General features: G+C 67.6%; 11 protein-coding genes and 1 pseudogene. 7 read left to right on the top strand and 5 right to left on the bottom strand.

Annotated elements, in window-relative coordinates:
• The 3 genes from AC1D1G_RS35405 to AC1D1G_RS35395 all read right to left on the bottom strand — a co-directional run.
• Window positions 1-759 (bottom strand): phosphoribosylaminoimidazolesuccinocarboxamide synthase (locus AC1D1G_RS35405; RefSeq protein ID WP_477955746.1); only part of this gene is annotated, 759 nt, incomplete at its 3' end.
• An 11-nt stretch (window positions 760-770) separates the two neighbouring features.
• The gene (locus AC1D1G_RS35400) at window positions 771-1,079 is read right to left on the bottom strand and encodes a hypothetical protein (protein ID WP_280778745.1); all 309 of its coding nucleotides are present in this window, start codon (window positions 1,077-1,079) and stop codon (window positions 771-773) included.
• Window positions 1,080-1,090: 11 nt separating this feature from the next.
• Window positions 1,091-1,744, bottom strand: a complete 654-nt coding sequence (locus tag AC1D1G_RS35395; RefSeq protein WP_283353364.1) for a DJ-1/PfpI family protein — start codon at window positions 1,742-1,744, stop codon at window positions 1,091-1,093.
• A 207-nt stretch (window positions 1,745-1,951) separates the two neighbouring features.
• Between AC1D1G_RS35395 and AC1D1G_RS35390 the strand changes: the two genes are divergently transcribed.
• The 5 genes from AC1D1G_RS35390 to AC1D1G_RS35370 all read left to right on the top strand — a co-directional run bounded on the left by AC1D1G_RS35390 (window position 1,952) and on the right by AC1D1G_RS35370 (window position 6,936).
• On the top strand, window positions 1,952-2,908 hold the full coding sequence (locus AC1D1G_RS35390; protein ID WP_280778747.1) for a GlxA family transcriptional regulator: 957 nt from the start codon (window positions 1,952-1,954) through the stop codon (window positions 2,906-2,908).
• 96 nt (window positions 2,909-3,004) lie between these two features.
• Entirely contained in the window at window positions 3,005-4,462 is a 1,458-nt protein-coding gene (locus AC1D1G_RS35385) for an MDR family MFS transporter (protein WP_283330618.1), read from the top strand.
• Window positions 4,459-5,499, top strand: coding sequence for a D-2-hydroxyacid dehydrogenase (locus AC1D1G_RS35380; protein ID WP_477955745.1), 1,041 nt, complete (start codon window positions 4,459-4,461; stop codon window positions 5,497-5,499). Before AC1D1G_RS35385 ends, AC1D1G_RS35380 begins: the two co-directional genes overlap by 4 nt.
• A 40-nt stretch (window positions 5,500-5,539) precedes the next feature.
• Window positions 5,540-6,283 carry a hypothetical protein gene (locus tag AC1D1G_RS35375; RefSeq protein WP_317569898.1) on the top strand — a complete coding sequence of 248 codons (744 nt, stop codon included), beginning with the start codon at window positions 5,540-5,542 and terminating at the stop codon, window positions 6,281-6,283.
• Window positions 6,284-6,339: 56 nt separating this feature from the next.
• On the top strand, window positions 6,340-6,936 hold the full coding sequence (locus AC1D1G_RS35370; protein ID WP_477955744.1) for a hypothetical protein: 597 nt from the start codon (window positions 6,340-6,342) through the stop codon (window positions 6,934-6,936).
• 47 nt (window positions 6,937-6,983) lie between these two features.
• Here AC1D1G_RS35370 and AC1D1G_RS35365 read toward each other — a convergent pair whose 3' ends face one another.
• Entirely contained in the window at window positions 6,984-8,402 is a 1,419-nt protein-coding gene (locus AC1D1G_RS35365) for a DUF2252 domain-containing protein (RefSeq protein ID WP_477955743.1), read from the bottom strand.
• A 179-nt stretch (window positions 8,403-8,581) separates the two neighbouring features.
• Between AC1D1G_RS35365 and AC1D1G_RS35360 the strand changes: the two genes are divergently transcribed.
• Complete coding sequence (locus tag AC1D1G_RS35360; RefSeq protein ID WP_317569895.1) at window positions 8,582-9,403, top strand: class II glutamine amidotransferase; 822 nt, start codon at window positions 8,582-8,584, stop codon at window positions 9,401-9,403.
• A gap of 11 nt (window positions 9,404-9,414) precedes the next feature.
• Here AC1D1G_RS35360 and AC1D1G_RS35355 read toward each other — a convergent pair whose 3' ends face one another.
• Window positions 9,415-9,741: an amphi-Trp domain-containing protein gene (locus AC1D1G_RS35355; protein WP_317569894.1), complete on the bottom strand. Its 327-nt coding sequence runs from the start codon at window positions 9,739-9,741 to the stop codon at window positions 9,415-9,417.
• 153 nt (window positions 9,742-9,894) lie between these two features.
• Between AC1D1G_RS35355 and AC1D1G_RS35350 the strand changes: the two are divergent.
• A pseudogene (locus AC1D1G_RS35350) lies at window positions 9,895-10,114 on the top strand (MFS transporter); the annotation flags it as partial.

Below are 10,114 nucleotides of genomic sequence, written 5' to 3'. Positions count from 1 at the left end.
GCCGGATTCGGGGCCGGTGAGCCAGTTGCGGACGAACTGCTTGTCGAAGCTCGGCTGCACCTTCCCGGCCTCGTACCCGTCGGCCGGCCAGTACCGGGACGAGTCGGGGGTGAGGACCTCGTCGGCGAGAACCAGGTTGCCCTGCGGGTCCAGTCCGAACTCGAGCTTGGTGTCCGCGAGGATGATGCCCCGGTCCGCGGCGAAGTTGGACGCCCGGCCGTAGATGTCGAGGGTGTCGTCGCGCAGCTTCACGGCCAGGTCCTGGCCCACCTTCTCGACCACGGCCTCGAAACTGATGTTCTCGTCGTGCTCGCCCAGCTCGGCCTTGCTGGCGGGCGTGAAGATCGGGTCGGGAAGCTGGCTCGCCTCCACCAGGCCCTCGGGCAGTGCGACGCCGCACACCGCGCCGGTCTCGTTGTAGTCGATCAGCCCCGACCCCGTGAGGTAGCCGCGGGCCACGCACTCGACGGGGACCATGTCCAGCTTCCGGACCACCAGCGCGCGGCCGAGGACCTCTTCGGGGATCCGGCTGTCGTCGGGTTCACCGGCCAGATGGTTGTTGCCGCCGAGGACGCCGAAGAAGAAGACGCTCATCGCGGTGAGCACCCGCCCCTTGTCCGGGATCGGGGTGCTCAGGACGTGGTCGTAGGCGGAGATCCGGTCGCTCGCGACCAACAGAAGGTGCTCGTCGTCGATCGTGTAGAGGTCGCGGACCTTGCCACCGGCCAGATGGGCGTATGAATCGAGTGAGGGGCGCACGGTGACCCAGCCTATCGGTCGGGCACCGACCGGCGGCCGCTGACCTTCGAGCTGGGCAGACGTCCCGCCGTAGACTTCCCCGTCATCTCGTCGCCCTCGACGAGGACATCGAACTGCAAGTGGAGGCGCAGCGGCTTGGTGATGGACTGAGACCAGGTAAGCCGGTTCCCGTCGAGTGTCAGGTCGGTGAGCGGGACTTCCTCGGCGGCTCCGCGAGCGATGCCGCGAAGTTCCCCGTCCTGCGTGACGAAGGTCAGTTCGACTCGTTGCTTTCCGATGGGCGTGGCGATCACGACGTTCCAGGTGCCGTCGACAGACATGGCTCTGCTCCTCAGATGGTGGTGGGTTCGAGCCCACGGGCACGCCAGACGGTGCCGCGGCGCTCGTAGGCGAACAATGTCTCGACCGCGTGCGCGATGCGCGGTCCCAGTTCCCGTTCGAGTAAATACAGTCCGAGGTCCAGACCTGAGGTGACGCCGGCCGCGGTGACGAGGTCACCGTCGTCGACGACGCGGGCGTCCACGGCGACCACCCCGGTGGCGTCGAGCAGATCCATCCCCAGGTGATGGGTGACGGCGTGGCGGCCTTCGACGAGTCCTGCCATCGCGAGCACGAGCGACCCACCGCAGACGGTGGCGACGATCAGGTCCGGGTCGGCACAGGCCTCCCGCAGTACTTCGGGGAGCCGTGTCTCGAGGGTCCGTCCGAGAATTCTCGGGATGGTGTCGTCGCCCTCGGTGCGCTCCTCCACGCGCCCCGACGCACCCGGCACGACGATCACATCGGCCCGGCCCGCGTCGAGCGTGGCGGCGGCCCGCAGACTCAGCGGCGCCGTTCCGCTCGGGACCTCACGCACGCCCTCGGCGGAGGCCAATTCGACGGTCAGCGCGCCGTCGGCGTACAGGCCACCCGCGTGCAGTACCTCGAAGGGAGCGATGACGTCGAGCGGATCGAACCCGTCGAACAGCGCGATCTGGACATGCATCCGTGGTGCCTTTCCCTGTCCGCCTCGTGCCGAGTACACGAGGCGCTAGTGACGTTAGCCAGCCGATCGAGACCGGAGAACTGGCATTTTCGCCACATACCAACAGATTGTCGCCACGCCATCTGCGCAGATTTCTGCATTTCGCATCGCCATTTACCGCCGTTATTCGCCCTTGGCGGAAATCGATCGACTGCGTAGGTTGTAGCCATGCACACCGTGGCAGTCCTGGCACTCGACGGTGTCATCGCGTTCGATCTCGCCACCCCGATCGAGGTCTTCGGCCGCACCAGGCTGCCGGACGGGCGCGCGGCCTACCGGGTGAAGGTGTGTGCCCTCGGCGGTGACGTGGATGCCGGCGCATTCACACTCCGCGCGCCGTGGGATCTGAGCATTCTGGACGCGGCCGACACGATCATTCTGCCGGGGCTCGCCGACCCCACCGCTCCGCTTGCACCCGAAATTCTCGAGGCGCTGCGCCGGGCCGCCGACAGTGGCACCCGAATCGCGTCGATCTGCGTGGGGGCGTTCACCTTGGCCGCCACCGGACTACTCGACGGCAAACGGGCGACGACGCATTGGGCGGCCGCCGAACTCCTCGCCGCGCGTCACCCACTGGTGGACGTGGATCCGGCCGTGCTCTACGTCGACAACGGCCAGTTCCTGACCTCGGCCGGTGCCGCGGCAGGCCTCGATCTGTGTCTGCACATGATCCGCTCGGATCACGGGTCGGCGGTCGCCGCCGACGCTGCCCGGTTGTCGGTCATGCCGTTGGAACGCGAAGGCGGGCAGGCGCAGTTCATCGTTCACGAACGACCACCGTCCGCGGAAATGACGAGCCTCGACCCGCTGCTGAGGTGGATGCACGAGAACAGCCGCGACGATCTGACGCTCGACGACCTCGCCCGGCGAGCCGGGACGAGCACCCGCACCCTCAATCGGAGATTCCGCGAGCAGACCGGCACCACACCGTTGCAGTGGCTTCACCGCGTCCGGATTCATCAGGCGCAGTACCTCCTGGAGACCACCACGCACTCCGTCGACCGCATCGCCGCGCAGGTGGGCTTCGGGTCGCCGACGGCGTTCCGCGACCGGTTCAAGCGCGTAGTCGGCACCAGCCCCCATTCGTACCGCGCGGCGTTCCGGGGATCCTCGGCGACCGCGTAACGGCGTCGGGGGCACAGCCGCGGAACACTTCGTCTCCCGTTGTCGTTACCGTTGGTCAGGAACTCTTGTGATCGCGGTAACCGGAGAAGGTGGGTAATGGCGACGGACACGACCCCGGTCGACGTCGGGTTCCGTTCGGAACGCGGACCGATTCTCGTGTCACTGATGCTCACGACGTCACTGGTCGCGCTCGATGCGACCATCATCTCCACCGCCGTCTTCACCATCGTCGGGGACCTCGGCGGCTTCTCGCAGTTCCCGTGGCTGTTCTCGATCTACCTGCTCACCCAGGCCGTGTCGGTGCCGATCTACGGCAAGCTGGCCGACATCTTCGGCCGCAGGCCCGTGATGCTCCTGGGCATCGCCCTGTTCGGCGTCGGCTCGGTGCTGTGCGGGATCGCGTGGAGCATGCCCGCGCTGATCGCGTTCCGCGCGGTACAGGGTCTCGGCGCCGGGGCCGTCCAGCCGATGAGCATGACCATCGCCGGAGACATCTACACCCTCGCCGAACGCGCCAAGGCCCAGGGCTATCTGGCCAGCGTGTGGGGCATGTCGGCGGTGATCGGCCCGACCCTCGGCGGGGTGTTCTCCGAGTACCTGTCGTGGCGGTGGATCTTCTTCGTCAACATTCCCCTCTGCCTGCTCGCGGCCGTGATGCTGATCCGCAACTTCGACGAGAAGCGGGCGCGCACCCAGCGGTCCATCGACTACGCCGGCGCCGGAATCCTGGCGGTCGGGGCGACACTGCTCATCCTCGGACTCCTCGAAGGCGGGCAGGCCTGGGCGTGGAGATCCCCGATCAGCCTCGGCATCTTCGCGGCAGGATTCGTGTTCCTGATCGTCTTCGTCCTCGTGGAACGCCGCGCCGCCGAACCGGTGCTGCCGCTGTGGGTGTTCACCCGGCGGGTTCTCGCGGCGAGCAGCCTCGTGTCACTGCTGGTCGGGGCGATCGTCCTGGGCCTGACCACCTACGTGCCTACCTTCACCCAGGGCGTCCTCGGGACGGGCGCACTGGTGGCCGGGTTCGCGCTGGCCACCCTGACCATCGGCTGGCCGATCGCCGCGTCGCAGTCCGGGCGCGTGTACCTGCGCTTCGGCTTCCGTGTCACCGCCACCGCGGGGAGTCTGCTGGTCGTGGCGGGCACCGCTCTCACGTTGAGCCTGTCCATCGACTCGGCGGTGTGGCAGGTGGCGATCTGCTGCTTCGTCATCGGCGGCGGCATGGGTCTCGTCGCGAGCCCCACCCTCATAGCGGCGCAGTCGAGCGTCGACTGGTCGGAGCGCGGCGTCGTCACCTCGACCAACATGTTCGCCCGGTCCATCGGCAGCGCCGTGGGGGTCGCCCTGTTCGGCGCCCTCGTCAACGCGCGACTGGGCGGCGCCGACAACCCCGCCCCCGGCGACCTGGCCGGCGCCCTGCATCTGGTGTTCGTGGCCGCCCTCGGCGCGGCCGTCGTACTCGTCGTCGCCGCGGCGGCGATGCCGAAGTCCGCCTCCGCGCCGGAGGTCGAACCGAGCGCACCGACGTCCGAACCGCCGGCTGTGAAGGAGTGACCGTGCCCGACCCGTGCGTCGACGTGCTGATCGCCTCGTATCTCGAGCAGGACCTGGTCGACAGGATCGCAGCCTGCGACCCTCGGGTACGGGTGTCGTACGCACCCGAACTGCTCCCCCGGCCTCGATGGCACAGCGATCACGTCGGGGTGCCGCGTGATCTGACGGCCGGCGAGCACGACCGGTGGTCGTCGATGTTGCGGACCGCCGACGTGATGTTCGACTTCGACTGGCGGCACCCCGAACGCACCCTCGATCAGTCGCCGAATCTGCGTTGGATTCAGGCGACGTCCGCGGGCGCCGGGCAGCTGATCGAGAAATTCGGGCTGTCGCGCGTGCCGCTCACGGTGACGACCGCCGCGGGAGTCCACGCCGATCCGCTGGCGGAGTTCGCGCTCGCCGGCATTCTGCATTTCACGCGCGGCCTTCCCCGGCTGATCGCCGACCGGCAGACGCGGACCTGGCGCAAGCAGGAAACGACCGAGCTCGCAGGACGCCACGCGCTGATCGTGGGCGCCGGCAAGATCGGCTCGCGCACAGCGGAACTCCTCCGGTGTTTCTCCGTCACCGCAAGCGGGGTCGCCCGCACCCCCCGCCCCGCAGGCGCGCCTTTCGACAGCATGACCACCACCGACCGGATCGCCGAGCACCTGCCCGCCGCGGACATCCTCGTGATCTCCTGCGCCCTCACCGACGACACTCGCGGACTGATCGGACGCCGCGAACTCGCCGCTCTCCCCGACGGCGCACTGGTCGTCAACCTCGGCCGGGGACCGATCATCGACGAAGACGCTCTCGCAGAAGCACTGTCGACAGGCAGGCTGGGCGGGGCGGTTCTGGACGTCACCTCCACCGAACCGCTCCGCGAGGACTCGCCGTTGTGGACGGCCGACAACGTCATCCTCAGCCCGCACAGCGCCGCCAACGTGCCGTCCGAGAACGGGAAGATCGTGGATCTGTTCGTCGAGAATCTCGGACGCTACCTGTCGGGTGACGCTGCGCTGATCAACGAGTTCGACTTCGACGCGGGATACTGACCGCACAGAGCGGCCGCCGCCGCTACCGTGGGTATCCACCATGACCGACCGTGACCTCGTCGACCGGATCGACCGGCTCGTACACGACCAACTCGCGAACCACGACAACCGATCCGGGCACGACTCGAATGTGAACCAGGACCCTTGCCCGCACTGTGGACGCGAATGGCACGGGCTCGCGATCACCGAGCGCATGCAGCAGATGCGGCACGCCCGGGCACTCGACCCGAAGTACAGCCACGCCCGCGATCACAGCCGGGTGCTGTGCGCGGGCTCGGCGTTCATCGGCCCGATGCCCGAAGAGGTGCTGATGCTCGGGGGCTTCGACGTGCACGCCGCCTGGCGGGACATGGTTGCGGCGGCACGGCAGACGTCCGATCGGATCGAGCAGCCCAACCCGTTCGACGCGTATCGCACCGCCGGTCCGCCCGGAGACGAACCACCGGCTGTCGGCCTCGCCGGCGGATGCGACCGCGCGTCGTGGCACTGCCCGCAGTGCGGCGACCGAGCGCACTTCCTCGACGCCGGCCGCGAACCCAACGCCTTCGCGGTCGCGCTGCGCGCCTACGCCGCGCACATCGCCGCGGCGCACGACCCGTCCACGGACGACGAGGACGACGCGTCCACCTTCTCGACCCGCTGGGCACTTCCCACCCGCGGGGTGCTCTGGGACAGCCGGCACACCGTGATCGGACGATTCGGCCCCGGCGGCAGCACATTCGAACCCGGTGCCACCGCCCGCGACCTCCGCGGCTTCGGCGGCCCACCGCCCATGCGAGCCTGACCGGAGGTTACCGACCTGACCACCTCTCGGAGAGCGCCGGGCGAACGGAGACCCTGATGGACGGCCGCGACGCACAGTCAGCCCAGCACGGGCCCCGCCGCCGGACGGACACGCCGCGGTGGTGGAGGTTGGCGACCGGAATCGTCCTCACCGCCCTCGTCGCGTTCGCCTGCGCTGCGACGCTGGTGATCACGATTCCGATCGATCCGGTCTTCCCGTACGTCGTGCTCGCCGGTTTCGCCCTGCTCATTCTCGGTGCCGTGTGGCTGATTCTCGCCGGCGTGCAGCTGGGGCGGTACCGGTGGGATCGACGCATCTGCCTTGCGCCTGCCATGGTGGCGCTGACCGCGACCCTCGTATTCTGCGGTGTGCCGTCCGACCTCGGGTGGCGGCTGTCGGTCGGCGCACTGACCGCGTACGCGCAGACGTGCACACCATCGTCCGAGGACCAGCGGATAGGCCTGTACGACACCTGGCGCATCGAGCCGCTGGACACCGGCTGCCACTTCTTCCTCGAAGGCGGCCTGGTCAACCTTGTCGGAGTCGCTCGTCTGCCGGACGGGACCGACAAGATCGGGCGCCCCCAGCGTGATGGTGAGATCGGATATCAGCACATCGAATCCGACTGGTACCGCTTCATGCAGATCTTCTGAGCCGCGCCAACTGTCGAAGCCGAATCCAGTCGACCGGCGTCGCTGCTTCAGAAACCGGTGGCTGCGACGATGCGGCCCCCGGCGACGGCCTCGAGCAACGCCGCATGGTCTCGGGTGTTCTGCTCTGCGTACGTTTCGGCGAATTCTGCTATCGCATGATCGAATTCGGTGTCGTCCCCGAGATAAGCGGCGATCGCGATCCGGTCGCCGGCCCGCGCGTGCGCATAGGCGAGGACCCGTGCACACAATCGCCCGTACAACATCATCGTGGCGGGTGTCTGGGATTCGACCACCGCCGAACCCTTGCCGTCCCTCAGTTGGCGCACGTAGAAGTCCCGCTCGACGCCGTCGGGGCCCGCGCCACGTTCCCAGCCCAGGAAGATGTCGCTCGCGGCCTGCATCAGCCGCTGTCCGCTGACCACTCGCTCGCCCTCCGCAGCGAACGACGGGCCGTCGACGTAACTCGACAGCACGGACGGACCCGCCTCCTTCACCTGCAGAAACAGCGGATCGTCGTCGTCTGCTCCCAGCATCAGAATGATCCAGGTGCGGGTGCCCACACTGCCGACCCCGACCACCTTGCGGGCAATCTGCACCATCCGGAACTGGTCGTAGAGGACGCGGTGGTCCCACCGCAGAGACTGCACATACGCGTTCAGGCGATGCCGTAGGTCTCGGTACAGCGATTCGAGGTCTTCGCCCGCGTACAACTCCTCGACCGGGACCAGCAGAGGCGGGTTGCTGATGATCCGCCTCTCCCCGTCGACGACGGCGGTCAGCTTGGAGAGCGCTTGGACGCTGTCCCGGCGCCGCGCCTTCTCCAGAGCTGTGCTGGCGCGTTTCCTCTGCGACTTGTCCAGCTCGTCTCGAAGTCCCACGAGTTCCGCTGTGGGCTCGATGTGGGAGTACCAGACGCCCAGGTTTCCCAGTTGCGCCTGTCTGGAGATGGTTTCGCGGTATTCGGCGGCGCACGCGCGGGTGATCTTCCTGGTCTTCTTGCCGCTGAATCCGTTCTCCTGCGCCGCGATCGCGAGGCTCGAGACCAGGCGTTTGACATCCCATTCGAAGGGACCGGGATGCGTCTCGTCGAAGTCGTTGACGTCGAATGCCAGCCGACGTTCCGGGGTGGCGAAGATTCCGAAGTTACTCAGGTGCGCGTCGCCGCAGAGCTGCGTGCGCAGGCCCGTGGTGGGTGAGTGGGACAGGTCGTCGGCCATGATCGCGGCGCCGCCGCGGTAGAAGGCGAAGGCCGTCGCCGCCATGCGCCCGTACCGGATCGGAACGAGTTCCGCGACTCTCTCCGTCGCCTGCTTCTCGAGGAGGCCCACCGGGTCGCGCCGATCGGCCACACCGTGCTCGGCCAGCGCGGACGGCGGAGTGTCTCGGCGGGCGGCCGTCCCTCGTTGTGCGCGCTCGGCCCGGCTCGGATGCGCCACCCGTTCGTCGTCGTCCGCGGAGTGCGTCATCGGGCCGCCGTAGATTCCTCGGACATGGCTGTCTGCCTTCCTCGAGCGACGCGATATGGCTTGTCGGTTGCCCATTCTCCTCCGCCCGGACGGCGTTCGCGGCAAATACCAGTAGGTTCATCGGCAAAGGGGTGGGCTCGGCGGTGCCGTTCTGCTTGAATTGATGTATGTGCCGGTGGATGGCGTACTCGGGTGAGCCGATCCTCGCCGAGGAGCTGTTGTTCCGACCGGTTCATTCGCTGATCGATCAGAGTCTGCACTCGCGGCTCGGGGCGACCACAACGAATGGTGACGGCTTCGGTATCGGCTGGTACGGCGAAGGCAGTGAGCCGGCGGTGTACAAGAGCATCGAACCGGCCTGGAACGACAGCAATCTGCGGGAGATCGCCGGTCAGGTGCGAACACCGATGTTGCTCGCGCACGTGCGGGCCTCGACCGGGACGCCGGTGCAGCGCAGCAATTGTCATCCCTTCCGGCACGGCCGGTGGTTGTGGGTGCACAACGGCGCACTCCGCGGTTTCCACGAGATCAGACGCGACCTGGTGATGGCCGTCGACCCGACGCTGTTCTCCGACATCGAGGGGTCCACGGACTCCGAGGCCCTGTTCTTCCTCGCACTGACGTTCGGCCTCGCCGACGACCCCTTCGGCGCTGTCGCCCGGGCGGTCGGCTTCGTCGAAGACGTCGGCCGGACGTACGGGGTCGAGCATCCGGTGCAGATGACCGTCGCGACCACCGACGGCGAGTCGCTGTGGATCTTCCGCTATTCGAGTGAGCGGCAGTCGAGGTCGTTGTTCTTCTCCACCGAGGTCGCGAAGCTGCGCGCACTCCACCCGGAGGTCGAGGTCCTGCACAACCTGGGCGGGGAGACCCGCTTCGTGGTCTCCGAACCCCTCCGCGACCTCGAAGGCGCGTGGAACGAGGTGCCGGAATCCTCTGCCGGGGTGGTCCGTCCGGGCCAGGACGAAATCCGGCCGTTCGAACCGATGTCACCGGCCTGACGTCGCGGAACTCACTTGGCGGTGCTCTTGCGGGGCCGCCCCCGCCGCGCGGTCTTGACGGGAGGCGGACTCTCCGATTCCGGTTCCGCGTCGGCGGTGGATTCTTCGGACGGATCGTCGCGCCAACTGATTTCGATTTCGATCTCGGTCTCGTCGCCGTCGACCTCGATCTCGAGCTCCCACTGGACACGGTCGCCGACGACGACCGAAATCGAGTCGCCACCGGAGCCCAGTTCCACCTCGGAGCCGCTCGCGAGTGCCTGTCCGAGCGCGATGAGCCGGTCGGACACCTCTTTCCGGGAGAGCTCGGACTTCCTCTTGATCTCCAGTTTGGGCACGGCGACTCCTCACCTCGGTGCAGTGTCTCATCACCGTAACTGTCGCGAGACCGGTGGCCGGATCGAACCGAGAACAAAGTGAAGATGTAGCTTCGTCGTCCCCACACATGGGACACTCGGTGCAGCGCGCGATGGACGGACGGTGGGCCTCCKATGACCGAAGAACCGACTTCCAGTGATTCGAAGCGGGTAGCGGGCCCTCAACGCCTGCTCGGACTGCTGCTGGCRATGGCGATGTTCGTGCTCGTCGTCGACACATCACTGATGAACGTGTCGATCTCCTCGGTGGTTCGCGACCTCGACACGACCGTCAGCGGCGTCCAGGCGGCGATCGCACTCGAGGCGCTGGTATCCGCCGCGTTCATCCTCATCG

This window comes from Rhodococcus sp. P3_B8, from assembly GCF_056402775.1.
Note: the sequence above shows the minus strand (reverse complement) of the source record. Positions and strands in the feature narration are given on the sequence as shown.